Origin of the sequence: Methylobacterium sp. E-065 (assembly GCF_022829605.1) — a bacterium.
Taxonomy (GTDB): Bacteria; Pseudomonadota; Alphaproteobacteria; order Rhizobiales; family Beijerinckiaceae; genus Methylobacterium.
The window spans coordinates 17452-41350 of record NZ_JAKSYD010000303.1 but is presented as its reverse complement, the minus strand read 5'-3'; the positions used below and the strand labels follow the sequence as shown (position 1 = coordinate 41350).

Annotated in this window: 22 protein-coding genes; 14 read left to right on the top strand and 8 right to left on the bottom strand. The window is 67.6% G+C overall.

From position 1 onward, the window contains the following. Positions 1 to 36 precede the first annotated feature (36 nt). Genes MKK84_RS35185 through lpdA form a run of 4 tightly spaced genes read left to right on the top strand, consistent with a single transcriptional unit; the run spans position 37 to position 3794 of the window. Positions 37 to 324, top strand: a complete 288-nt coding sequence (locus MKK84_RS35185) for a DUF5076 domain-containing protein (RefSeq protein ID WP_243927675.1) — start codon at positions 37 to 39, stop codon at positions 322 to 324. 15 nt (positions 325 to 339) lie between these two features. Then, a complete protein-coding gene (locus MKK84_RS35180; protein ID WP_243927673.1) occupies positions 340 to 933 on the top strand; it encodes a Uma2 family endonuclease in 594 nt (197 codons plus the stop codon). Positions 934 to 937: 4 nt separating this feature from the next. Next, positions 938 to 2341 (top strand): pyruvate dehydrogenase complex dihydrolipoamide acetyltransferase, encoded by a 1404-nt coding sequence (locus tag MKK84_RS35175; protein ID WP_243927671.1) that lies wholly within the window; start codon positions 938 to 940, stop codon positions 2339 to 2341. A gap of 13 nt (positions 2342 to 2354) precedes the next feature. Continuing rightward, a complete protein-coding gene (gene lpdA / locus MKK84_RS35170) occupies positions 2355 to 3794 on the top strand; it encodes a dihydrolipoyl dehydrogenase (RefSeq protein ID WP_243927669.1) in 1440 nt (479 codons plus the stop codon). 165 nt (positions 3795 to 3959) lie between these two features. Here lpdA and MKK84_RS35165 read toward each other — a convergent pair whose 3' ends face one another. Next, positions 3960 to 4928 carry an HNH endonuclease gene (locus MKK84_RS35165; RefSeq protein WP_243927668.1) on the bottom strand — a complete coding sequence of 323 codons (969 nt, stop codon included), beginning with the start codon at positions 4926 to 4928 and terminating at the stop codon, positions 3960 to 3962. A gap of 508 nt (positions 4929 to 5436) precedes the next feature. Between MKK84_RS35165 and MKK84_RS35155 the strand changes: the two genes are divergently transcribed. Together MKK84_RS35155 and MKK84_RS35150 are read left to right on the top strand one after the other, a co-directional pair. After that, entirely contained in the window at positions 5437 to 6420 is a 984-nt protein-coding gene (locus MKK84_RS35155; RefSeq protein ID WP_243927666.1) for a threo-3-hydroxy-L-aspartate ammonia-lyase, read from the top strand. A gap of 122 nt (positions 6421 to 6542) precedes the next feature. Next, positions 6543 to 6920: a HesB/IscA family protein gene (locus MKK84_RS35150; protein ID WP_243927664.1), complete on the top strand. Its 378-nt coding sequence runs from the start codon at positions 6543 to 6545 to the stop codon at positions 6918 to 6920. A 150-nt stretch (positions 6921 to 7070) separates the two neighbouring features. Here the strand turns inward: MKK84_RS35150 and MKK84_RS35145 are convergent, their stop codons facing one another. The 3 genes from MKK84_RS35145 to MKK84_RS35135 all read right to left on the bottom strand — a co-directional run bounded on the left by MKK84_RS35145 (position 7071) and on the right by MKK84_RS35135 (position 10301). Then, positions 7071 to 8129 carry a sensor domain-containing diguanylate cyclase gene (locus MKK84_RS35145; protein ID WP_243927662.1) on the bottom strand — a complete coding sequence of 353 codons (1059 nt, stop codon included), beginning with the start codon at positions 8127 to 8129 and terminating at the stop codon, positions 7071 to 7073. Between the two features lie 102 nt (positions 8130 to 8231). Beyond that, entirely contained in the window at positions 8232 to 9782 is a 1551-nt protein-coding gene (locus MKK84_RS35140; RefSeq protein ID WP_243927660.1) for a DEAD/DEAH box helicase, read from the bottom strand. A gap of 186 nt (positions 9783 to 9968) precedes the next feature. Then, positions 9969 to 10301 (bottom strand): hypothetical protein, encoded by a 333-nt coding sequence (locus MKK84_RS35135; protein ID WP_243927658.1) that lies wholly within the window; start codon positions 10299 to 10301, stop codon positions 9969 to 9971. A gap of 414 nt (positions 10302 to 10715) precedes the next feature. On the opposite strand from MKK84_RS35135, the gene MKK84_RS35130 reads away from it, so the two are divergent. Together MKK84_RS35130 and MKK84_RS35125 are read left to right on the top strand one after the other, a co-directional pair. Continuing rightward, entirely contained in the window at positions 10716 to 11582 is an 867-nt protein-coding gene (locus MKK84_RS35130) for an outer membrane protein (RefSeq protein ID WP_243927657.1), read from the top strand. Between the two features lie 188 nt (positions 11583 to 11770). Further along, on the top strand, positions 11771 to 12262 hold the full coding sequence (locus MKK84_RS35125) for a PRC-barrel domain-containing protein (protein ID WP_243927655.1): 492 nt from the start codon (positions 11771 to 11773) through the stop codon (positions 12260 to 12262). 370 nt (positions 12263 to 12632) lie between these two features. On the opposite strand, the gene parE is transcribed toward MKK84_RS35125, so the two are convergent. Further along, on the bottom strand, positions 12633 to 14693 hold the full coding sequence (gene parE / locus MKK84_RS35120) for a DNA topoisomerase IV subunit B (protein WP_243927653.1): 2061 nt from the start codon (positions 14691 to 14693) through the stop codon (positions 12633 to 12635). A gap of 386 nt (positions 14694 to 15079) precedes the next feature. On the opposite strand from parE, the gene MKK84_RS35115 reads away from it, so the two are divergent. Further along, positions 15080 to 15268: a hypothetical protein gene (locus MKK84_RS35115; protein WP_243927651.1), complete on the top strand. Its 189-nt coding sequence runs from the start codon at positions 15080 to 15082 to the stop codon at positions 15266 to 15268. A 212-nt stretch (positions 15269 to 15480) separates the two neighbouring features. Here the strand turns inward: MKK84_RS35115 and topA are convergent, their stop codons facing one another. Continuing rightward, complete coding sequence (gene topA, locus MKK84_RS35110) at positions 15481 to 18189, bottom strand: type I DNA topoisomerase (RefSeq protein ID WP_243927649.1); 2709 nt, start codon at positions 18187 to 18189, stop codon at positions 15481 to 15483. A 207-nt stretch (positions 18190 to 18396) separates the two neighbouring features. On the opposite strand from topA, the gene MKK84_RS35105 reads away from it, so the two are divergent. After that, on the top strand, positions 18397 to 18669 hold the full coding sequence (locus MKK84_RS35105; RefSeq protein ID WP_243927647.1) for a BrnT family toxin: 273 nt from the start codon (positions 18397 to 18399) through the stop codon (positions 18667 to 18669). Continuing rightward, positions 18629 to 18958 carry a BrnA antitoxin family protein gene (locus tag MKK84_RS35100; RefSeq protein ID WP_243927646.1) on the top strand — a complete coding sequence of 110 codons (330 nt, stop codon included), beginning with the start codon at positions 18629 to 18631 and terminating at the stop codon, positions 18956 to 18958. Before MKK84_RS35105 ends, MKK84_RS35100 begins: the two co-directional genes overlap by 41 nt. A gap of 4 nt (positions 18959 to 18962) precedes the next feature. Here MKK84_RS35100 and MKK84_RS35095 read toward each other — a convergent pair whose 3' ends face one another. Then, the gene (locus tag MKK84_RS35095) at positions 18963 to 19922 is read right to left on the bottom strand and encodes a molybdopterin-dependent oxidoreductase (RefSeq protein ID WP_243927644.1); all 960 of its coding nucleotides are present in this window, start codon (positions 19920 to 19922) and stop codon (positions 18963 to 18965) included. After that, positions 19919 to 20779: a cytochrome b/b6 domain-containing protein gene (locus tag MKK84_RS35090; RefSeq protein ID WP_243927642.1), complete on the bottom strand. Its 861-nt coding sequence runs from the start codon at positions 20777 to 20779 to the stop codon at positions 19919 to 19921. Before MKK84_RS35090 ends, MKK84_RS35095 begins: the two co-directional genes overlap by 4 nt. 415 nt (positions 20780 to 21194) lie before the next feature. Between MKK84_RS35090 and MKK84_RS35085 the strand changes: the two genes are divergently transcribed. The 3 genes from MKK84_RS35085 to coaA all read left to right on the top strand — a co-directional run bounded on the left by MKK84_RS35085 (position 21195) and on the right by coaA (position 23768). Continuing rightward, entirely contained in the window at positions 21195 to 22142 is a 948-nt protein-coding gene (locus MKK84_RS35085) for an aspartate carbamoyltransferase catalytic subunit (RefSeq protein ID WP_243927640.1), read from the top strand. A 316-nt stretch (positions 22143 to 22458) separates the two neighbouring features. Continuing rightward, complete coding sequence (locus MKK84_RS35080) at positions 22459 to 22782, top strand: phosphoribosyl-ATP diphosphatase (RefSeq protein ID WP_243927638.1); 324 nt, start codon at positions 22459 to 22461, stop codon at positions 22780 to 22782. Then, positions 22779 to 23768 (top strand): type I pantothenate kinase, encoded by a 990-nt coding sequence (gene coaA / locus MKK84_RS35075; RefSeq protein WP_243927636.1) that lies wholly within the window; start codon positions 22779 to 22781, stop codon positions 23766 to 23768. Before MKK84_RS35080 ends, coaA begins: the two co-directional genes overlap by 4 nt. Positions 23769 to 23899: the final 131 nt, after the last annotated feature.

Below are 23899 nucleotides of genomic sequence, written 5' to 3'. Positions count from 1 at the left end.
CGTCCCGGCAGGGGGTCAAGGAACAGCCGGCGCGCCATGAGCCAAGATTCCAGCAGCGACTTCGCCGAACTCGCGATCCCGCCCGACGCCCGGGAACAGGGCGGCGTCGAGGTGCTGCGCGCGGCCGTGGTCGATGGCGCGGTGAGCGTCGCGCTCCGCCGCTCCTTCGACGATCCGGCGACCTGGGGACGGCTTCTGGCCGACCTCGCCCGGCAGGCGGCCCGCGCCTACGCGCTGGAGACCGACATGTCGGAGGAGGAGGCGGTCGAGCGCATCCGCGCCGGGTGGGAGGCCGAGGGGCTCGACCCCGGCGGCCTCAACTAGCGATGGCATCCGACCATGGCTGAGGCGGCCGTCCGGCAGGCGACCTACGCGGATCTCGAAGCGGTCCCGGCGCATCTCGTCGCCGAGATCATCGATGGGACGTTGGAGACGCATCCGCGTCCGAGGCCACGGCATGGCATGGCCGCAGCCCGCCTGTCGGGAGAGCTGGATCGGCCATTCGCACGTGGGCGTGGTGGTCCAGGCGGATGGATCTTCATCATCGAGCCGGAGCTTCACCTTGGATTGCAGGTGGTCGTGCCCGATCTGGCGGGCTGGCGCCGCGAGCGGATGCCGACCGAACCCGAGGATGCCTTCATAGAGACGCCCCCGGATTGGATCTGTGGGATCCTCTCGCCGTCCACGACCCGGCTCGACCGGGGCCCGAAGCGCCGCATCTACGGGGAGGCCGGTGTCGGCCATCTCTGGCTGCTCGATCCGGCGGCCGGCGTACTCGAAGGCTTTGCCTTCATGAACGAGCGCTGGGTGCTCCTCGCCACGATCCAGTGCGGCGAGACCGTGGCCCTGCCGCCCTTCGACGCCGTTCCGTTCCCCCTCGACGACCTCTTCCCCTTCGACGATCCGGCCGCCCCGGCCCAGCCCGAGACCTGATGCCATGCCGATCAACGTGCTGATGCCCGCGCTCTCCCCAACCATGGAGAAGGGCAACCTCGCCAAGTGGCTGAAGAAAGAGGGCGACCCGGTCAAGTCCGGCGACGTGCTGGCCGAGATCGAGACCGACAAGGCTACCATGGAGGTGGAGGCCATCGATGAGGGCGTGCTCGCCAAGATCCTCGTGCCCGAGGGCACCGCGGACGTGCCGGTCAACGACCTGATCGCCATCATCGCCTCCGAGGGCGAGGATCCGGCGAGCGTGCAGGCCGGCGGCGCTGCGCCGAAGGCGGCCTCCAACGGCGCGGCCAAGCCGGAAGCCAACGCTTCCGCTGCCGATCAGAACACCACGCCCGGCGGCGGCCACATGTCGTACGAGCGGATCAACGCGGCGCCGGAGGGCGCGCAGCCGAGCGGGACGCCGCAGGCTGGCGCGGGCGGCCGGGTCTTCGCCTCGCCGCTGGCCCGCCGGATCGCCAAGCAGGAGGGCGTGGAACTCGGTGCCGTCCAGGGCAGCGGCCCGCATGGCCGGATCATCGCCCGCGACGTCCAGGCTGCGAAGGCCTCCGGCGCCACCAAGGCACCCGCGCCCCAGGCCGCCGCCGAGGCGCCGAAGGCGGCAGCCCCCGCCCCGAAGGCCGCGCCTGCCGGCGGCGCGCCGGCCGGGCTCACGACCGATCAGGTCCGGGGCTTCTTCGCCAAGGATTCCTACGAGGAAGTGCCGCTCGACGGCATGCGCAAGACGATCGCCAAGCGCCTCACCGAGGCGATGCAGGTCGCGCCGCACTTCTACCTGACGGTGGATTGCGAGCTCGACGCGCTGATGAAGCTGCGCGAGACGCTGAACGCCTCCGCCGGCAAGGACAAGGACGGCAAGCCCGCCTTCAAGCTCTCGGTGAACGACTTCGTCATCAAGGCGATGGGCCTCGCGCTGACCCGGGTGCCCGCCGCCAATGCGGTCTGGGCCGAGGACCGGATCCTGCGCTTCAAGAACGCCGAGGTCGGCGTCGCGGTGGCGATCGACGGCGGGCTGTTCACCCCGGTGATCCGCCGGGCCAACGAGAAGACGCTCTCGACCATCTCCAACGAGATGAAGGACTTTGCCGCCCGCGCCCGGGCCAAGAAGCTGAAGCCCGAGGAGTACCAGGGCGGCGTTACCTCGGTGTCGAACCTCGGCATGTTCGGGATCAAGCACTTCACCGCGGTGATCAACCCGCCGCAATCCAGCATCCTGGCGGTGGGCGCGGGCGAGAAGCGCATCGTCGTGCGCGACGGGGCCCCGGCCGTGGCGCAGGTGATGACCGCCACCCTGTCGTGCGACCACCGGGTGCTCGACGGAGCGCTCGGCGCGGAGCTGGTCTCGGCCTTCAAGGGGCTGATCGAGAACCCGATGGGCATGCTGGTCTGAGGCGGAGCACACGATGTCCGATACCTACGACGTCCTCATCATCGGCGCCGGGCCCGGCGGCTACGTCACGGCGATCCGTGCGGCGCAGCTCGGGTTCAAGACCGCCGTGGTCGACCGCGAGCACCTGGGCGGCATCTGCCTGAACTGGGGCTGCATCCCCACCAAGGCGCTGCTGCGCTCGGCCGAGATTTTTCATTATTTCCAGCACGCTGGCGATTACGGTTTGACGGCGGAGAAGGTCGGGTTCGACACCGCCGCCATCGTGAAGCGCTCCCGCGGCGTCTCGGGCCGGCTCAACGGCGGCGTCGGCATGCTGCTCAAGAAGAACAAGGTCGACGTGATCTGGGGCGAGGCCGCGGTCGACAGCGTCGCGAAGGGCAACCAGCCCGGCCAGGTCACCGTGAAGGAGACCAAGCGGGCCGAGGCGCCGAAGGGCGCCAAGGGCGCCGGCACCTACCAGGCCAAGCACATCATCGTGGCGACCGGCGCGCGCCCCCGGGCGATCCCCGGGATCGAGCCCGACAAGAAGCTGATCTGGACCTACTACGAGGCCATGGTGCCCGAGACGATGCCCAAGAGCCTGCTGGTGATGGGCTCGGGCGCGATCGGCATCGAGTTCGCCTCGTTCTACCGCACCATGGGCGCCGACGTGACCGTGGTGGAGCTGCTGCCGCAGATCCTGCCCGTGGAGGATGCCGAGATCGCCGGGCTGGCCCGCAAGCGCTTCGAGAAGCAGGGCATCAAGATCCTCACCGGTGCCAAGGTCACGAAGGTCGAGAAGGGCGCGGATTCGATCACGGCGACCATCGAAAGCGGCGACGGAAAGTCACAAACAATCACCGCGGAGAAGCTGATCTCGGCGGTGGGCGTGGTCGGCAACATCGAGGGCATCGGCCTCGAGAAGCTCGGGGTGACGATCGACCGCGGGATCGTGGCGACCGACGGGCTCGGCCGCACCAACGTGCCCGGCCTCTACGCGATCGGCGACGTCGCCGGCCCGCCGATGCTGGCCCACAAGGCCGAGCACGAGGGCGTCATCTGCATCGAGACCATCAAGGGCCTGCACACCCACCCGATGGACAAGGCCAAGATCCCGGGCTGCACCTATTGCCAGCCGCAGATCGCCAGCGTCGGGCTGACCGAGGCCAAGGCCAAGGAGCAGGGCTTTGCCGTGAAGGTCGGCCGGTTCCCCTTCGCGGGCAACGGCAAGGCGATCGCGCTCGGCGAGCCGGACGGGCTGATCAAGACCGTGTTCGACGCCAAGACCGGCCAGCTGCTCGGCGCCCACATGGTCGGCGCCGAGGTGACCGAGCTGATCCAGGGCTACGTGGTGGCGATGAACCTGGAGAGCACCGAGGAGGAGCTGATGCACACGGTGTTCCCGCACCCGACGCTCAGCGAGATGATGCACGAGAGCGTGCTGGACGCGTATGGGAAGGTGATTCATACATAGGCGGGAAACTAATTTTCGACCGATCTTTACTTCAATCCTTCGGGGTACTCAATTATTCCGAAGGTTAACTAGTTTGAAATATACGCCTCCACAGGGGCAATTTTGAAGGCAAATTCCGCTAAAGTGCGCGACAAAGAACATGTTCGAGACGAAATAAGCGTCAATCTATAATTCGGTCACCCCACTGTATGTCCCCCTAAATGTAAATCTCTCTCCCTTGACCACTTGGTCGCCAGAAAAATCCAGCTCTATCAATTGTGGAACACCATACTGTTTTATATCCGCCGCGCTAAACATTGGCACGAGTGGCATATCTATACCGCCGTCTTCCACCATAAAATCTTTCGCCGAAGATGGAATGTGCACCTGGAAAGAGTGAATACCATAATTGATTAATAGCATCGCATAAGGTAGTTTTAACCAATCGTTATTTCTATAAAGCATTGCGATGGTCACATCTGTAATTTTGCTTGGCCCAGGCATAGCATAAGATTGTATGGGCCATGTCCGAACACGTTCATCTGGCTTCAAATCACCCTTAACCCATGCTACAGCATCACTGAAATAACGGTATCTGCTTTCGTCGACGAGACTTATACCCATTTTTACAAACGCCCTCCATACGTTTATTGGGATATAAGACGGCACATCTAAGTTTAATTTCAGCGTTTTACTTTCTTCGTCTGCGATGAAGAAATCACTCTCATCTGCATTATCAACATGGAGTCCAGTATCTCGCCAATCGAGCCGGGATTTTCTGTCCTTACTCTTTATTTTCGGGTATTTATTTTTTCCTTTTAGACCCGCCAGCATTCTTCGAGGCAAAAACCAGTTTCCAAAGTCATTCTCAATCGTGTCCCCGAACTCTTGATTGCAAACATCGCATTCGAAATTCGAAAATACCGTGTTGTTTCCCAACGCCTCTGGTATAGCGTGAGCGTTATTTCGGAACGAAACGTCTGGCTCAGAACGTCTACAAAAGCGACATTTGCGATTTGTTGCACTTCCTAGAAATAATTTGTCAGAGCCGCCTCGACCGACGCGCCAAGTTTTAAGGTCATAATTCTTCGCGTAGAAAAGGGTAGCTTCGTGGATAAGTCGTGCTACCTCTTCATCAGATTGTTGAAGTTTCATTTTGTTTAAGCCGCAGATCTTTGTGGAAGAGTGAGCGTCAATCAAAGGCGGAAAAGCTCACCCCCGCCCCACCTCCACCGGTTCCGCCTCCTCCGGCGAAGGCACATACGCGCACCACTCACAGATCCCCCGCTCGGCCCCCCGCTGCGCGTTCCGCTGCGAGCAGAGCGGACACACCAAGAGGATCAGCCGCCCGCCGGCGCGCAGGGCCAGCCCGCGGCCCCGGAACGTGACCTCGGTCGCCCCGTCGCCCGGCTTTTGCGCGCGCACCCAGCCGCTCACCGGGCGCCCCCTCCGGCCAGCCGGTCAGCGGCCGTGCCGCGTCGTCCGTTCGATCCCATCCGCATGACGACGCCGCCCCCCAGCGCTGCTGCCAAGATTGATCCTGTCGGGATAAGCCCTGAGCCGACGAATGGCTCCGCTTGCAGCCGTGCGTGGGACCGGGATGCGCGGGGGGCCGATCGCCCGTATGACTCGGCCCCACGGAGCGGGAACGAGGCGGGATCCGATGCAGGGCGAACACGGCGCGGCGGCCACCCGCCTGCCCACCTATGCCGACGTGGCGCGCGCGGCCGAGCGCATCGCGGGGGCCGCGCACCGCACACCGGTGCTCACCTCCCGCACCGCGGACGCGATGACCGGCGCAACACTGTTCTTCAAGGCCGAGAACCTGCAGCGGGCCGGGGCCTTCAAGTTCCGCGGGGCCTACAACGCCATCAGCGCCCTGTCCGAGGCGGAGCGCGCCCGCGGGGTGATCACCTTCTCGTCGGGCAACCACGCCCAGGCGGTCGCCCTGGCCTGCCGCCTGCTCGGCGCCCCGGCCACGATCATCATGCCGGCGGACGCCCCGGCGGCGAAGATCGAGGGCACCCGCGGCTACGGCGCCGAGGTGATCCTGTACGACCGCTACAGCCAGGACCGGGAGGCGCTCGGCCGGTCGATCGCGGAGCCCCGGGGCCTGACCCTGATCCCGCCGTTCAACCATCCCGACGTCATAGCCGGGCAGGGGACGCTGGCGCAGGAGCTGATCGAGACCGTGGGCCAGCTCGACATGCTGGTGGCCTGCCTCGGCGGCGGCGGCCAGCTCGCGGGCTGCGCGCTCGCCGCCGCGGAACTGTCCCCGGGCTGCCGGGTGATCGGCGTCGAGCCCGAGGCTGGCAATGACGGGCAGCGTTCGTTCCGGGATGGCCGGATCGTCACGATCTCGGTGCCCCGCACCATCGCCGACGGGGCGCAATCGACGGCGCTCGGCGCGCTCACCTTCGGGATCATCCAGAGCCACGTGGCCGACATCGTCACGGTGTCGGACGCACAGCTCGTCGAGACCATGCGGTTCTTCGCGAGCCGGATGAAGATCGTGGTCGAGCCGACCGGCTGCCTCGCGGCGGCGGCGGTGCTGCACGGGCTGGTGGATATCAGGGACAAGCGGGTCGGCGTGGTGATCAGCGGCGGCAATGTCGATCTCGCGACGTTTGCGCAGCTCACGGCCTGACGCGCCGAATGCCGGGCGGGTGTGACCCGGGCGCGGTGGACCGACTGCCGCCCAATGCTTATCTTGTAGCGGTCAGAATACGCGCCCCCGGGCCTTGAACCCGGATCGGCGGGAGGGTGACGATGTCGACTGGGTTCAAGGTTCTCTCGCTGACCGATCGGGCCGCCGATCGGATCAAGGCGATCATGGCGGATGCCGACCGGCCGATCGCCGGCCTGCGAGTCGGCGTCCGCAACGGCGGCTGCGCCGGCATGTCGTACACGATGGAGTATGCGGAAGCCGCCAAGCCCGGCGAGGACGTGGTCGAGGATCGCGGCGTGCGGGTGTTCGTGGATCCGAAGGCGGTGCTGTTCCTGCTCGGCACCGAGATGGATTTCACCACCAACAAGCTCGCCTCGCAGTTCGTGTTCAACAACCCGAACCAGACCTCCGCCTGCGGCTGCGGCGAGTCCGTGGCGATCACGCCGGTCTCGGCCGACCGGATCCCCGCTCCGGTCTGACGTCCCGGGTTCCCAAAGGACGCGTCCTTTGGTGGGGTGTTGGGGTGAAACCCCGACAAACGGCTCTTTCACCCCCTTCGAGGGGGTGGAAGAGCCGTATCGCAGGGCTCTGCCCTGCACCCGCGAAAGGGCTCGCCCTTTCGAAACCCGTTACGCCACCTGCGTTAGGGCCTCGGCGGTGTCGTCCACGGCGCGGTTACGGCCGCCGCGCTTGGCCGCGAACATGCACAGGTCGGCCCGCTCCATCAGCGAGGCCGGCGTGTCGCCCGGGCGCAAAACCGCGACGCCGAGCGACACCGTGACCTTGCCGAGCGATTCCCCCGTCGAGCGCTTCACGAGTTCCCGCCCCATCACGCTGGCGCGGACCGTCTCGGCCACCTGCCGCGCGGCGCTGCGGTCCGCCCCGGGCAGGACGATGCCGAACTCCTCGCCGCCGAACCGGGCGAGCTGCGCGGTTTTGCCGGCTTTCTCGCGCATCACGATCGCCACGAGCCGGAGCACCTGATCGCCCGTCAGATGGCCGTACTGGTCGTTGAAGCGCTTGAAGAAGTCGATGTCGAGGATGATCAGGCTCATCGGGCCGGCCCGCAGGCGCGCCGCGTCCATGGCCGCCTTCAGGGCCTCCTCGAACGACTTGCGGTTGGACAGGCCGGTCAGCGTGTCGGTCAGGCTCTCGAGGCGGGTCGCCTCCAGCTTCTCGCGCAGGGTCTCGATCTCGCTGCGGGTCTCGCGCATGCGCGCTTCGAGCACCCGGTTGTTCACCGCGACCTCGCGCGTCGTGGACGCAAGCGTCGCGACGATCTCGCCCAGCCGCGCGCCGCTCGGCAGGCCCTGGGCGAGGTCCTGGGCCAGCCCGCGCAGGGATTCGCCGAACTGGGCGGTGGAGCCGAGGGAGAGGTCGAGGATATCGGTGACGGCGGCGATCTCGCTCAGGACCACGCCGCTGATGTCCCCGGCCGCGGTCGCGAGACGCCGCCCATCGAGATACGTCTCGTGCAGGTCGTCGATATCGGCCTCGGTGAGGGCGCCATTCTCGGTGGTGAGGCGCTTCACCGCGTCGCTGAGCAGGGGAATTTCCGCCGCGACGTAGGTGTACCAGACCGCATAGGCGCGGGGGGTCGCGGAAGGGCCGTAGTCGCGAATCAGATCGTGCGCCCGCTTCGCCAGCGCGAAGCTGCGATCACGATCCGAATGGGTCTCCTGGCTCATTCCGGTCCTGCCGCTCCCAGACCACCGGCGCTTGGGCGCGCGGGGCCTGAAAACCAATCTACGGCAGGTGGGTAGATGGGACGTTAAGCCGGAATAGTCTTGTTATTTATCTTTCTTCGCCAAGACTGGACGAAGCAGGAAGGCGGGCACGTGCGACCCCAGGCCGACGGGGGTGTCGCCCTCCGGCTCATGCCGGCGCCCGCGCTCGTCCCGCACCCGCTCCTCGCGGCGCGGCTCCGGTCGGCTCTGGGCCCGCGGGGCAGCGGATGCGGGCCGGCTCTCAGCCCGCGGAGCCGCGGATGCGGGGCGGCTCTCAGCCCGCGGAGCCGCAGATGCAGGCCGGCTCTCGGCCCGCGGAGCAGCAGAAGATCCGCCGCGCCCGCCGCGCGCCTTCGGGCGCTCCCCGGCCTCGGCGCTCCGACCACCGCCTGAGGCAGCGCCCTTGGCCGAGCGGGCCCCCCGGCGGCCCTCGCCGGAGCGGCCGCGATGGCGGGTGCTGGTCTCGCCGGAGGAATCGGACACCGAGGTCAGATCGCCGTCGAACCACGGGATCGGCTGGCCGATCAACGTCTCGATGGCCCCGAGCGAGCGCGCATCCTCCGGCGACGCAAGCGTGTAGGCCGTGCCGCTCCGGCCCGCGCGGCCGGTACGGCCGATCCGGTGGACGTAGTCCTCCGGGTGGTGCGGCACGTCGAAGTTGAAGACGTGGCTGACCGCCGGGATGTCGAGCCCGCGCGCCGCCACGTCGCTGGCGACCAGCAGGGCGGTCTCGCCGTTCCGGAACCCGTCGAGGGCCGTGGTGCGCGCGCGCTGATCCATGTCGCCATGGAGCGCCACCGCGTCGAAGCCGTGGCTCACCAGCGATTTCTGCAGCAGGGCGACATCACGTTTCCGGTTGCAGAAGATGATCCCGTTCTTGAGCTCGGCCTCGCCGCGGATCAGGTCCCGCAGCCGCTCGCGCTTGGAATGGCCCTCGGAGCCGGTGGCGACGAGGCGCTGCGTGATCGTGGTGGCCGTGGAGGCCGGCCGCGCCACCTCGACCCGCTGCGGGTTGTGCAGGAACATGTCGGCCAGCCGCTCGATCTCCGGCGGCATGGTCGCGGAGAAGAACAGGGTCTGCCGGGTGAACGGCACCATCTTCACGATGCGCTCGATATCGGGGATGAACCCCATGTCGAGCATCCGGTCGGCCTCATCGATCACGAGGAGCTCGACACCGGTGAGCAGCAGCTTGCCCCGCTCGAAATGGTCGAGCAGGCGGCCGGGCGTCGCGATCAGCACGTCCGTGCCGCGCATCAGCTTGGCGTCCTGATCGGCGAAGGAGACGCCGCCGATGATCAGCGCCACGTTGAGCTTGTGGTTGGTGCCGTAGCGGTCGAAGTTCTCGACCACCTGGGCGGCCAGCTCGCGGGTCGGCTCGAGGATGAGCGTGCGCGGCATCCGCGCCCGGGCGCGGCCGTTCTCCAGCAGCGTCAGCATCGGCAGCGTGAAGGCGGCAGTCTTGCCGGTCCCGGTCTGGGCGATACCGAGGACGTCGCGGCGCGCCAGCACGTGGGGAATGGCCTCGGCCTGGATCGGCGTCGGCTCGGTGTATCCCGCCGTTTCGACGGCGTTCAGGACTTTCTCACTCAGTCCCAGGTCGGAAAAAGGCATCTGCGTTCAGGAACCGTTGCGCGCCCGGCCGGCGCGAAGGACACCGTCGCGGCAACGGCTGGGGATGGCTCGCGCGGGGCGCTGGTACGCTCCGGGGCCGCGGGGCGCATGCCAGGAGTCAGTTAGGGGGTTGGCGCGACTTGTCAATCTCGCAATGCGCGACCCTGCGCCGCCACGCACAGCGGATCAGGGCCTGAGCTGCGTCGAGTCGGCCAGGCGACAGGGGTCGAGATGCGTACCCCGCGCTGCCCCGGCCGCCGTGATCGCGCCGGTGGTCTCGGGCTCGGCCGGCACCGGACCGGCCACATGGGCGATCCGGGCGGGCGCCTCGTCGGCCGCGATCCATCGGGCCAACTGCGTGATGCCGAGGACGGACAGGAACCCGACGACCGCCGACACGCGCAGCGTCCGGCCGAACAGGCTCGCCGATCTATCGGGCCTCGTGCGTTCCGGGCCTGGCGCATCGACCGGCCGCCGCCGGCCGAAGGATCGCGGAGCCTGATCGTGGCGGACGGGCATGAGCGCCTCACTCTGCCGAGCGCGCGCCCGGCCTTCGACCGGGATTCATCGGATGACAAAGTTAACCTGGACTTTACGCGCCGCGCCGCCAGACAGAGCCCAAGCGAGACGGCACCGTTTCCGCACCCGAAGCTTCCCAAATTGCCGTTTTCGATTGTATTCCCCCTCACGGACCATCTACTTGCGGCTTTAATCTCGGCTTCGCTCGCGAGATACAAATCGAATATGACAATATCGATAGCAATCTTGACGTTCATAGAGCCTTCATGAAGGATGATAACGCGGAAAAGTCTTCATGATTCGTTGACTCGATGCATCTAGTCTGCCGATGCTCGTTGCAGGAAAGCGACAGACCTTGCGAACCGGAGCGCCTAGAAGACTGCCGGCTCCCGTTAACCCAGGACCTTTGGAACTATGAAGAAGCTTCTCCTTGCGTCGACTGTGCTTGTCGGCACCGCCGCCGCAGTTTCCGCGGCCGACCTGCCGCGCCGCGCGGCCCCGCCGCCGGCTTTCGCGCCCATGCCGGTCTTCACCTGGACGGGGTTCTACTTCGGTGGAAACGCCGGCTACGGCATCGACGCCAACAGCCGTCGCACCACGAACTACAACCTGCCGGCCGGCTCGGTCGTCGGGTCGGAAGACACCGCTGGCGTCATCAGCGTGAACAAGCGGCCGAGCAACGACGGCTTCACCGGCGGCGCGCAGATCGGCTACAACTACCAGTTCACGCCGGGCTCGGGCGTGGTGATCGGCTTCGAGGCTGACGCCCAGTATGTCGACTTCGCCCGCCGCGCCAACGGCACGCAGAACTACACCGGTTTCGGCAATCCGGGCTCCGCCTTCACCAGCCCGCGCGCCTACGTCGCCACCAGCGGCAATGGCCTAGACTACTTCGGCACGGCGCGTGGCCGCATCGGCTACGCCTTCGACCGAACCCTGGTGTATGCCACCGGCGGTTACGCCTACGGCTCGGGCCAGGACGACCAGAACTTCGCTGGCCGTCGCTTCCGCGACAGCTTCCGCACCGGCTACGCGGTCGGCGGCGGTGTCGAGTACGCGCTGCCCACCGACTCGTTCCTGAACTTCTTCAAGTCCTCGGCCGTGACGTTCAAGGTCGAAGGCCTGTACGTGAACCTCGATCGCCAGAAGAACGCCGCCTCGGGCGTCTACTTCTCGGGCGTCCTGCCCCCGAACGGCACCGTCTACCTCAACGGCGGCGCTGCGAAGACCGAGTTCGCCGTCATCCGCGCCGGCGTGAACTACAAGTTCGGCTCCTACTGAGCTTCATGCACGGAGCCGGGTTTCCCGGCCCCATCGCGAAGGGGTCCGGCTGCAAGGCCGGGCCCTTTTTCGTTCTGAGGTGCCCGACGGGTTCGGGCGGGTGCGACATGGCGGGCCGGAACCGGGCCAGGGCCGAACGATTGTGTCCGCGTCGCCCGCTGGACCAGGGCGCAGCGGAGCGATCAGCCATGCGGAGCCCATATCTTCTCCTGTCGCTGGCGGCCTTCCTCGCCGCCGCCCCGGCTCATGCCCAGGATACGAGCGTGATCGGCAACGGCACGGTCCTGCCGGGAACGGGGCCGGGGACATCGACCAGCGGCGGCACCGGAGCCGGCCGCTTGATGGAGGCGGCCAATGCCCAGGATGCGGCCAAGCGTCAGGGATTGAAGCCTGTCGCGTTCCTGACCACGACGATGATCGGCGTGGAGGTGCGCAACGCCGCGGGCGACAGCGTCGGCAAGATCGACAACCTGCTGATCGCCGATGGCGGGACCCTCAAGGCGGTCGTGCTCGATGTCGGCGGCTTCCTCGGCATCGGAAGCAAGCACATCGCGGTGGAGCCCGGCGCCCTGGTGCTACGGCCGGGCGGCGACCGGTTCTCGGCGGTCCTCAACATGAGCAAGGACGCGATCTCCGCCGCCCATCCCTTCGATCCCGCGAAGGCGATCGCCGCGCATTAGGCGAGAGCGCTCTCCCACGAGGCAGACATCAGCTAAGCCAAGGAGCGCGCGTCACAACGCGCGTTTCGAGTCGCGCACGAGGGCAACGCGGACGGGACACGACCGCGCCGTGCCGGGCAATCCCAATCCAACCCACGGCCTCATCCTGAGGTGTCGCAGCGTAGCGGAGGCCTCGAAAGAGCTCTCCAGAAGGACCTGCGATCCCTGGAGCCCTCCTTCGAGGCCCGCTGACGCGGGCACCTCAGGATGAAGGTGTTGGATGGGAAACCCGATACAGCGCGCTGTCGTGTACCCTGCGCAACGTTAGCGAAAACGATTCTCAGCGCCCTACACCGCCGCATCGCCCGATGCGGCGGCCTGTGCAGGGGCCTCAGATATCGAGATCCGCCCCCTCGGCGAAGGCTGCGCGCTCGCTGATGAAGGCGAAGCGGGCCTCGGGCTTGTTGCCCATCAAGCGCTCGACCGTGTCGCCGGTCGATTCCCGGGCCTCGTCCAGGATCGCGACGCGCAGCAACGTGCGCTTCTTCGGATCCATGGTGGTCTCCTTGAGCTGGGCCGGCATCATCTCGCCCAGGCCCTTGAACCGCCCGATCTCGACCTTGCCGCCCTTGAACACCGTCTTGGTGATGCGCTCCCGGTCGGCGTCGTCCCGGGCGTAGGCCACCTTCGAACCCTGCTGCAGCCGGTAGAGCGGCGGGATCGCGAGGTAGAGATGCCCGCGGTCGATCAGCTTCGGCATCTGGCGGTAGAAGAACGTGATCAGCAGCGAGGCGATATGGGCGCCGTCGACGTCGGCGTCCGTCATGATGATCACCTTGTCGTAGCGGAGATCCGCCTCGCGGAAGGCCGTCCCGGTGCCGCAGCCGAGCGCCAGGGTCAGATCCGAGATCAGCTGGTTGGCGCCGAGCTTGTCCCGGCTCGCCGAGGCGACGTTCAGGATCTTGCCGCGCAAGGGGAGAATCGCCTGGGTCGCCCGGTCGCGGGCCTGCTTGGCCGAACCGCCGGCGGAATCACCCTCGACGATGAAGATCTCCGAGCCCGCCGTGCCGGCTGCCGAGCAATCGGCGAGCTTGCCGGGCAGGCGCAGCTTGCGGGTGGCGCTCTTGCGGGCGACCTCCTTCTCCTGACGGCGACGCAGACGCTCCTCGGCGCGATCGATCACCCAATCCAGGACCTTGTTGGCCTGGGCCGGGGAGGCGGCCAGCCAATGGTCGAAGGCGTCGCGCACCGCCGTCTCGACGATGCGCTGCGCCTCCACGGTGGCGAGCTTGTCCTTGGTCTGGCCCTGGAATTCCGGCTCGCGGATGAAGACAGACAGCATCGACGCGCAGGTCGCCATGACGTCGTCGGTGGTGACCGCCGTCATGCGCTTGGCTTGGTTCACGCGCTCGGCGTGCTCGCGCAGGCCCCGGAGCAGGGCGACCCGCAGGCCGGCCTCGTGGGTGCCGCCCTCGGGCGTCGGGATCGTGTTGCAGTAGGAGTGCGAGAACCCGTCCTCGGTGACCATCCAGGTCACCGCCCACTCGAGCGACCCGTGCGAGCCCGGCTTGGTGATCTTGCCGGAGAACATCGCCTCGGTGACCAGATCCTTGCCGTCGATGTCCCGGGCGAGGTAGTCGCGCAACCCGTCGGGGAAGCGATGCACCGCCTCGGCCGGCACGTCCGCCAGCCCTTCGAGCAGGGCAGGGGCGCAGCGCCAACGGATCTCGACGCCGCCGAACAGGTAGGCCTTCGAGCGCGCCATCTTGAACAGGCGGCGCGGGTCGAACTTCAGCGAGCCGAAGATCTCGGCGTCGGGATGGAAGCGGACCCGCGTGCCGCGCCGGTTCTGAACCCGGCCGACCAGCTCCAAGGCCCCCTGCGCATGACCGCGCGAGAACGTCTGGCGGTAGAGGGTCTGGTTGCGGGCGACCTCGACCTCAAGCAGGTCCGAGAGCGCATTCACCACCGAGATGCCGACGCCGTGCAGGCCGCCCGAGGTCTCGTAGACCTTCGAGTCGAACTTACCGCCGGCATGCAGCGTGGTCATGATGACCTCCAGCGCCGACTTGCCGGGGAATTTCGGGTGCGGGTCGACCGGGATGCCGCGGCCGTTATCGGTCACCACCAGGGAGCCGGATTCCTCCAGCTCGACCTCGATGAAGCTGGCATGGCCCGCCACCGCCTCGTCCATGGAATTATCGATCACCTCGGCGAAGAGGTGGTGCAGCGCCCGCTCGTCGGTGCCGCCGATATACATGCCGGGCCGGCGCCGGACCGGCTCCAGGCCTTCCAGCACCTCGATGTCGGAGGCAGTGTAGCCGGACTCGGGCTCGGCGGCTGCGAGCGCCGTGATCGAGGCGGAGGCCTCCAGGCGCCGCCGCGGCTCGGGCGAACGGGCGGCCGAGCCCTTCCCGCCCGGCCCGAATATGTCGCGTGCCGGATCGCTCACGCGCGGCCTCCGCGGGCGCGGCGCGTCGGCCGGCTCGGAATCGCGCAGACGGATCTGGGGTCGTGGAGCATGCGCCTTCATCCCCGCATCATAGCGGAACAAAACGGAAACATCAAAGCCATTCGCCCCGAGCGTTTCGCTCTGGCGACGCAGCCGTATCATCGCATGCTGCGCCGCCGCGAGCGAGGGGCTGTTCGGCGCGCCCGTACGAGACCGTTCGGCCGCACGTCATCGCAGTGTTGCACAACAATGAGTTAAAGCTTTCTCGCGACGCAACCGCCGGATCTCAGTAGATCTCCGTCGGAACGGCTGCGAATGCGCGACGTTGTTGGCGAAGATAAAACTTGACCGTGGCCAGCGGGCCGCAGTCCTGGGAGGCTCAGTCCATGAGTGACGCCGCGATCGAGGCCCGTCGCCTGACGCTGATTCGCTTCGAGCATGCGGCCGGTGCCGCCTTCGGATGTGACGACGACGCGGCCGGCATTCCGCCTGCACGCGCTCTGGTCAACGCCACCACGATCGCGCTGGCGACCTTCGCAACCGCAGTCGCGGCGACGATCACCTATCTGGTTTGAGCCGGACAGGATCCACGATGTGCCCCGGCACAGCGCGAACCGGAGCGAAGCCCAGTCCTCAGCCTTATCCTGACGTAGCGGAGCGGAGGCCTCGAAGGAGCCCTCCACATCCCACTGCGATCCCTGGAGCCTTCCTTCGAGGCCCGCTCACGCGGTCACCTCAGGATGAGGGGGTTTGAGAGGATCGCTTTCGTATTCGCCCCAACGTATGTTCAACCGGCCCCCGTCTTCTTCGCAGGCGCCTTCTTAGCGGCCGGCTTTTTCGCGGGGGCCTTCTTGGCCGCCGGCTTGTCGCCGCTGGCCGCACGGGATGACGTCTTGGCCGCGGGCTTGGACGCGGTTTTCCGCGCGCCGCCGCGCTTCGCCGGCTTGCCGCCACCCGCGGCGCGCTTGGCGTTCACCAGGGCGATCGCCTCGTCCAGCGTCAGCGCCTCGGCGTTCATCGTCTTCGGCAGCGTGGCGTTGACCTCGCCGTCCGTGACGTAGGGGCCGTACTTGCCGGCCTTGACCACGAGGTCGCGCCCGCTGGTCTCGTCCTTGCCGATTGGCCGGCCCGGATCGGCGGCCGGGCGGCCGCGTCCGCCGCCCTGCTCCTTGGCGACGATCAGGTCGATGGCGCGGTTGCCGCCGATCTCCAGCACGTCGTCGTCCTTGCCGAGATTGGCGTAGGTCTTCCCGTGCTGCACGTAGGGCCCGAACCGGCCGAGATTGGCCAGGATCGGCTCGCCGGTCTCGGGATGGCGCGCCACCTCCCGGGGGAGCGACAGCAGCGCCAGCGCCTTCTCCAGATCGACCGACGAGGGGCTGGCCCCCTTCGGCAGCGACGAGCGCTTCGGCTTCGCGGCGTCCTTCTCGGTGGAAGCCTCGCCGAGCTGGACGAACGGGCCGAACCGCCCGTCGCGGATCGTCACCGGCATCCCGGTCACGGGATCGTTGCCCAGCACCCGCACGCCCGGTTGACCGCCCTCGGCCGACGAACCGTCCCCGTCGCCGTCGACCCCGGTGGCCGAGAGCTGGCGGGTGTATTTGCATTCCGGATAGTTCGAGCAGCCGATGAAGGCGCCGAACTTGCCGAGCTTCAGCGACAGCTGGCCGGCCCCGCAGGTCGGGCAGGTGCGCGGGTTCGAGCCGTCGCCCTTGTCGGGGAAGATGTGCGGGCCGAGCAGGCCGTTCAGGGCCTCCAGCACGTCGGTGACGCGCAACTCCTTGGTCTCGCCGATCGCGGCGGAGAAGTCGCGCCAGAAGTCGCGCAGAACCGCCCGCCAGTCGATCTCGGCGTTGGAGACCCGGTCGAGCTGCTCCTCCAGGCTGGCGGTGAAATCGTACTCGACGTAGCGCCGGAAGAAGCTCTCCAGGAAGCCCGTGACGAGCCGGCCCTTATCCTCCGGCTGCAGCCGCTTCTTTTCGATCTTGACGTATTCGCGATCCCGCAGGGTCTGGAGCACGGCCGCATAGGTGGACGGGCGGCCGATACCGAGTTCCTCCATCCGCTTCACGAGGCTCGCCTCGGAATAGCGCGGCGGCGGCTCGGTGAAATGCTGGGTCGAGCTGATCCGCTCGCGCTTGAGCGGGTCGCCGGCCTTCATGGGCGGCAGGCGGCGGCTCTCCTCGTCCTCCTCGTCGTCCTTGCCCTCTTGGTAGAGCGCCAGGAAGCCGTCGAACTTCACCACCTGCCCGGTGGCGCGCAGGTCGATCTGGCGCGGCCCGACCTTCGCGGTGACGTCGACGGTGGTGCGCTCCAATTCGGCCGATTCCATCTGGCTCGCCATGGTGCGGGTCCAGATCAGGTCGTAGAGCTTGGCCTGCTCGGGCTCCAGGTGGCGCGCGACGGCCTTCGGCAGGCGGCCCATATCGGTCGGCCGCACCGCCTCGTGGGCTTCCTGGGCGTTCTTGGCCTTGACGGTGTACTTGCGCGGCACGTCCGGCACGTAGCGGTCGCCGAACTCCTTGCCGATCACCCGGCGGGTGTCCTGGATCGCCTCCGGCGCCATATCGACGCCGTCGGTCCGCATGTAGGTGATGATGCCGACCGTCTCGCCGCCGACATCGACGCCCTCGTAGAGGCGCTGGGCGACCCGCATGGTCTGGGCCGGCGCCATCCCGAGCTTGCGCGAGGCTTCCTGCTGGAGGGTCGAGGTGGTGAAGGGCGGCTGCGGATGGCGCTTGGCGGGCTTCGCCTCGACGCTCGCCACCTGGAAGGTCGCGAGTTCGAGGTCGCGCTTGAACGCGGCGGCCTCGTCGCCGGTGCCGACGTCGAGGCGCTGGATGCGCTTGCCGTCGGCGCCGACGAGGCGGGCCTCGAAGGTCGCGCCGTCGGCGGTCGTCAGCGTGGCGATGAGCGTCCAGTACTCGCGCGGCTTGAACCGCTCGATCTCCATCTCGCGCTCGACCACGAGGCGCAACGCCACGGACTGTACGCGCCCGGCCGAGCGGGCACCCGGAAGCTTGCGCCACAGGACCGGCGAGAGGTTGAAGCCGACCAGATAGTCGAGCGCCCTGCGCGCCAGGTAGGCATCGACCAGCGCCTGGTCGATCTCGCGCGGCTTGCGCATCGCCTGCTCGACCGACGACTTGGTGATGGCGTTGAAGGTCACGCGCTCGACCGGGATGCCCTTGAGCACCTTGCGGGCGTTCAGCGCCTCCAGCACGTGCCAGGAGATCGCCTCGCCCTCGCGATCCGGGTCGGTCGCCAGGATCAGCTTGTCGGCGCCCTTGACGGCCTTGGCGATCTCGCTGACCCGGCTGGCGCCGCGGTCGGCAAGCTCCCAGATCATCTTGAAATCCTGTTCGGGATCGACCGAACCGTCCTTGGCCGGCAGGTCGCGGATATGCCCGAAGGAGGCGATGACTTCATAGTCGCGGCCGAGATACTTATTGATTGTCTTCGCTTTGGCCGGCGACTCGACGACGACGACTTTCATTCAGACCTCTGCCCCTGACGGAGCCTGGGCGCGACGGACGAATTCTGTTCGAGATTCGCGTGGGACGTATGCCCGCCGTCGGGCCGGGGCCGCGCGCCGGGGACAAGTGGGTCACGGGCGGCGGGATGTCAAATGGCGGGGGTGACGCAAGCTTCACCCGAGGGAGCCGGCGTAGGCCGCGCACGAGGCCTATGAGAGTCGTGTGCGATGGCGATCACTTACGATCCCGCGAAGCGCGATCGGACGCTGGCGGAACGGGGACTCGATTTCGAGGACGCAGCCGTTGTGTTCGAAGGCCCGGTGTTCACGTTCGAAGATACCCGCCAGGATTACGGCGAATGCCGTATCGTCACCGTCGGCTTCCTGGCCGGTCGGATGGCGATCATAATCTGGACCCGGCGCGGGTGGGACCGTCACGTTTTCTCGATGAGGAAGGCCAATGTCAGAGAGCAGAAGCCATACGCACCGCTCATCCGCTGAGGCCGCGATCAAGAGCGACCTGGCCAAGGTAGACGCACACACGATCACGCCGGAGGAGTACGACGAGATCCCGGAGTTGACGGACGCGATGCTCGCGCGCGCCGATTTTTATGTCGGCGACCGCCTCGTACGGCGTGGGTCGACCGGCAGGTCTGACGAGATGGTCGCAATCCATCTCCTGCCGGAAATCGTCACATATTTCCGCGCCCAAGGGCCGGGTTGGCAAGCCCGCATCAACACCGTGCTGACGGAGGCGATTGAGCGCGAGCGTACGTTGAAACCTCGCTGAGCGCTCAGATCCCCGCATACCACTCGTAGCCGCGGTCCTCCCAATAGCCGCCGCTACCCTGGCCGATGCCGGCGAGGGACTCCACCATCTCCACCCGCATCACGTACTTGGCCTGCTTGTAGCCGAGCTGGCGCTCGACCCGCAGGCGCAGAGGGGCGCCGTTCGAAACCGGCAGCGGCTTGCCGTTGAGGTCGTAGGCCAGGATCGTCTGCGGATTGAAGGCGTCGTAGAGGTCGATGCTCTCGTAGTAGCGGATCGGCGTGCCGACCGGCTCCGGCTCCGGGGCCGCATCGCCCTGACCCCAATCGTCTTTTGGCGCATCGGTCGCGGTGGCAGGGCCGCCCCAATCGTCGGCGGCGGCGAGCTGGACATAAGCCTCGCGCACCGCCCCGGGATGGGTCGGGCGCCATAGGGACGCTCCCTGACCGCGCCCCTTGCCCCCGCCCTTGGGGCCCGCTTCGACCTCCAGGGTGTCGGCGCAATGGAACACCGCGTAGCGCGCCTGCGGCTTCAGCCCGGCCTTCTTCAGCACATCGGCGAGCGGCACGCCGCTCCATTGCCCGATGCAGCTCCAGCCCTCCACGCAATCGTGACGGGTGATCTGGGTGCGCGCGGGCAGGGCGCGCAGGTCCGCGAGGCTGAGCGAGAGCGGCGTCTGAACGAGCCCGTCCACCGTCAGCTTGAAGTCCGAAAACGTCTTCGCCACGAGGCTGCGAAACGCCCGGTCCGGCGGGTCGATGGTGCCGTTCGGCTTGAACCAGGGCGAGATCATCGAGGTCGGGAATTCCCGGGCCAGGGTCGTGGGCGACATCAACAGGCGCTGGACGTACTGGTTGGCATCCTCGCCGACCTGAAGGGTGCGCTGCCCCCTCTCGGTCCCGGCGAACTTGTCGCAGCCGCCGAGCAGCGCGGTGCCCATCAGGCCCGCGCCGGCGGTGAGGAGCTTGCGGCGGTGGAGGATCATCGGGCGCTCTCCCGGTCGCGGCCGAGGCTGAACCAGCCGGTGATCATGCCGCGCATGTTGTTGACGAGCCCGGAGACGATCACCAGCAGAACGTGGACCACCACGAACAGCACGATCAGCCCGGCCGCGATGAAGTGGATGCTGCGGGCCGATTGCCGGCCGCCGAACAGCTCGGTGAGCCAGGGCCAGGCGGCATCCACTCCGGGCGACATCGCGAGCCCGGCGAGCACCATGGCGGGCAGCAGGCCCAGCACCAGAACGAGATAGGTCAGCTTCTGGATCGCATTGTAGCGCTTGGCCTCCGTGCCCTCGGGGAAGCGCAGGAGGAGGTGCTCCTTCACGGAGCCGCCGAGATGGCGGATCTGGTCGCCGTCCGGGATCAGGCGGCGGCGGAGCTGGCCGGAGACCAGCCCGTACAGGAGGTAGACCGCGCCGTTGATCACCAGCAGCCATGCAAACAGGAAGTGCCAGCGCCGCCCCGTGGCGAGGTCTTGGTTGGCCGGCAGGGTCGCCCAGCCCGGGAAGGCGCGCTCGACCTCGGTGCCGCCTTCCTCCGACAGGCCAAGCACGCCGGTGGTGTCGAGGGTGTGGGAGCCAATCGTCACGACGCCGCGGTTGGTGCCGTCGCGTCCCTGATCGCTGGTGATGGCGAGCGCCGGCGTGTCGAAGGTCGAGGTCGCGCCCCAGTAGAGGGCCGGGTGGGCGTTGAAGATCTGCAGGCCGCTCATCAGCAGCACGAGCAGCACCGCGGCGTTGATCCAGTGCGCCAGCCGGATCACCAGCGGATGGCGGTAGAACCAGCGGCGGCCCTGCCGGTCGACGGTCTCGGGGGCTTCGAGGGCGGGGGAGGCGGCCAAGCGTCTGGATCCCGGGTCAGCGTCGTGGGGGGGCGGGAGCGTATGGGTCCCGATCGTTCGGGCGGATACGTGGCGCAGGGGCGTTCGGTTACCATCGGCCGGAAAGAAAAGCCGCAGGCGCCTTTTGCTTTTCCCTTGCGGGCTAGTGGATGCATACACGGCCCTCCGCGGCTGAACCGTCTCAGAACAATGAGCTTTTTCCCCTCGCCCTTGCGGGGAGGGGGCAGGGGTGGGGGTGGTGCAGAAGGCACCGCTACGCTCGATCCTGAGCCACCCCCACCTCCGGCTCCTCCCCTGGCGATCCCGGACAAGCCCGGGGTCGCCAGGGGAGGAGAGTGGGTCGCGACCGAACCGCGATGTCGGTGCACGACAGCCTTGCCCACAGGCCGCGCCGCACCTACACCCGGGCCTCATCATGACGACGCCCGCGCCCCCGGCCTTCCCGCACCGGCACCTCCTCGGCATCGAGGGGCTGACCCGGCCCGATATCGAAGCGCTGCTCGACGCGGCCGACGCCGCCGTCGAGATCTCGCGGCAGGTGGAGAAGAAGCGCACGACCCTGCGGGGCCGCACGCAGATCAACCTGTTCTTCGAGCCCTCGACCCGGACGCAATCCTCCTTCGAGCTCGCGGGCAAGCGGCTCGGCGCCGACGTGATGAACATGTCGGTGGCCTCGTCCTCGGTGAAGAAGGGCGAGACCCTGATCGACACCGCGGCGACGCTGAACGCCATGCGGCCCGACATCATCGTGGTCCGCCACGAATCGGCCGGCGCCGTGCATCTGCTCGCCCGCAAGGTCGATTGCGCGGTGGTCAATGCCGGCGACGGCGCCCACGAGCACCCGACCCAGGCGCTGCTCGACGCGCTGACCATCCGCCGCAACAAGGGCCGGATCGAGGGCTTGCGGGTGGCGATCTGCGGCGACGTCCTGCACTCGCGGGTGGCGCGCTCCAACATCATCCTGCTGCAGGCGATGGGCGCGCGGGTCCGGCTGATCGCGCCCTCGACGCTGCTGCCCGCGGGAATCGAACGCTTCGGCGTCGAGACCTTCACGGATATGCGAAAAGGCCTCGACGGCTGCGACATCGTGATGATGCTGCGCCTCCAGCGCGAGCGCATGAACGGCTCGTTCGTACCCTCCGTGAAGGAGTATTTTCGGTATTTCGGCCTCGATGGCGAGAAGCTGGCGCTGGCCAAGCCCGACGCCCTGGTGATGCATCCGGGCCCGATGAACCGGGGCGTCGAGATCTCGTCCGAGATCGCCGACGGGGCGCAGTCGCTGATCCGCGAGCAGGTCGAGATGGGCGTCGCCGTGCGCATGGCGGTGCTGGAGGCGTTGGCCCGGCACCTGCCGAACGAGTAGGCGGCGCGGTGGGGCCGATGAGACGCCCCCCTTTCCCGGACGCCTGGAACGCAGTGGAAGGCGATCCGGGACCCAGCATGGGGCCCGCCGCGCAAGCGGCACAGGTTGGTACAGTTGGACGCTTCGCGCCGCCTTCTGCTGGATCCCGGGTCGCATTCCGCTCCCCCTGCATGCGCCCGGGAAAAGGGCGGCGCACCGGACAATCCCCGCCCGGCTTCACCCGCGCGGCTTGCCCGCGAGGCGGCCGTGACGCAGTTTCCTGCCGAAATCCGGTCCTGATCCCTATAAGGGGCCGTCGTAACATGCAGATCGCTTCATGACCGCCTACACGCTCGCCGACCTCGCCGCCCTGGTGGCGAGCCGTGCCGGGACCGACCCGGCCACCTCCTATACGGCCAAGCTCCTGTCCGAAGGCCCCGCCAAAGCGGCGAAGAAACTCGGCGAGGAGGCCGTGGAGGCGGCGATCGCGGCCGTGCAGGGCGACAAGACCGGCCTGCGGAACGAGGCTGCCGACGTGCTCTACCACCTCGTGGTGCTGCTGCGCGCCGGCGGGGTCGAACTCGACGCCGTGATGGCGGAACTGGAACGCCGCACCGCCCAGAGCGGCATCGCCGAGAAGGCCGCGAGGCCGCCCACGTGAACGCGGCCGCGCTGCCGGGCTCGGTCGAGGCGATCCTCGAAGCGTCGGCCGGGCTCTCGCCCTATCGCCGCTTCAGCCGCGAGGAATGGGCGCAATTGCGCGCCGACACGCCGCTCACCCTCAAACAAGAGGATATCGAGCGGCTGCAATCGATCAACGACCCGATCTCGGTCGAGGAGGTGGTGGCGATCTACCTGCCGCTGTCGCGGCTGCTCGCCCTCTACGTCGCGGCGACGCAGGGGCTGTTCAAGGCGACCCAGCGCTTCCTGCTGGCCGAGCGCGAGACCAAGGCGCCCTACATCATCGGGCTGGCCGGCTCGGTGGCGGTGGGCAAATCGACCACGGCCCGCATCCTGACCGCCCTGCTGGCGCGCTGGCCCAACACCCCGAAGGTCGACCTCGTCACCACCGACGGGTTCCTGCTGCCCAACGCCGAGCTCGCCGCCAACGGGCTGATGGAGCGCAAGGGCTTCCCTGAGAGCTACGACACGGCCGCGCTGCTGCGCTTTCTCCACGACGTGAAGGCCGGCCACAAGCGCGTGACCGCACCGCTCTACTCGCACCTCGTCTACGACCGGGTGCCCGGGGAGGAGCGGGTGGTGGAGAGCCCCGACATCCTGATCGTCGAGGGCCTGAACGTGCTCCAGCCCGCCCGCCTGCCGCGGGACGGCACCGCGATCCCGTTCGTGTCCGACTTCTTCGACTTCTCGATCTATCTCGACGGCCACGAGGACGACCTGCACCGCTGGTACGTCACGCGCTTCATGAAGCTGAGGCAGACGGCTTTCCGCGATCCGCGCTCCTACTTCCGGAAATACGCCGAGATCCCCGAGACCGAGGCGCTCGACATCGCCGACCGGCTCTGGACCACGATCAACCTGCCGAACCTGCGCGAGAATATCTTACCCACGCGCCAGCGGGCGAGCCTGATCCTCACCAAGGGGGCGAGCCACCGGATCGAGAGCGTGGCATTGCGGCGGTTGTAGAGACACTGGTGGCGCCGCGCGTTTCCCTGCCCCCTCTGCGGGCAAGCGGATTCCCATATCGCTGGCCGAGACGCGCGCTCCTCCCCCCTGTGGGGAGGAGTTGGAGGTGGGGGTGGTGCAGGAGGCACCGT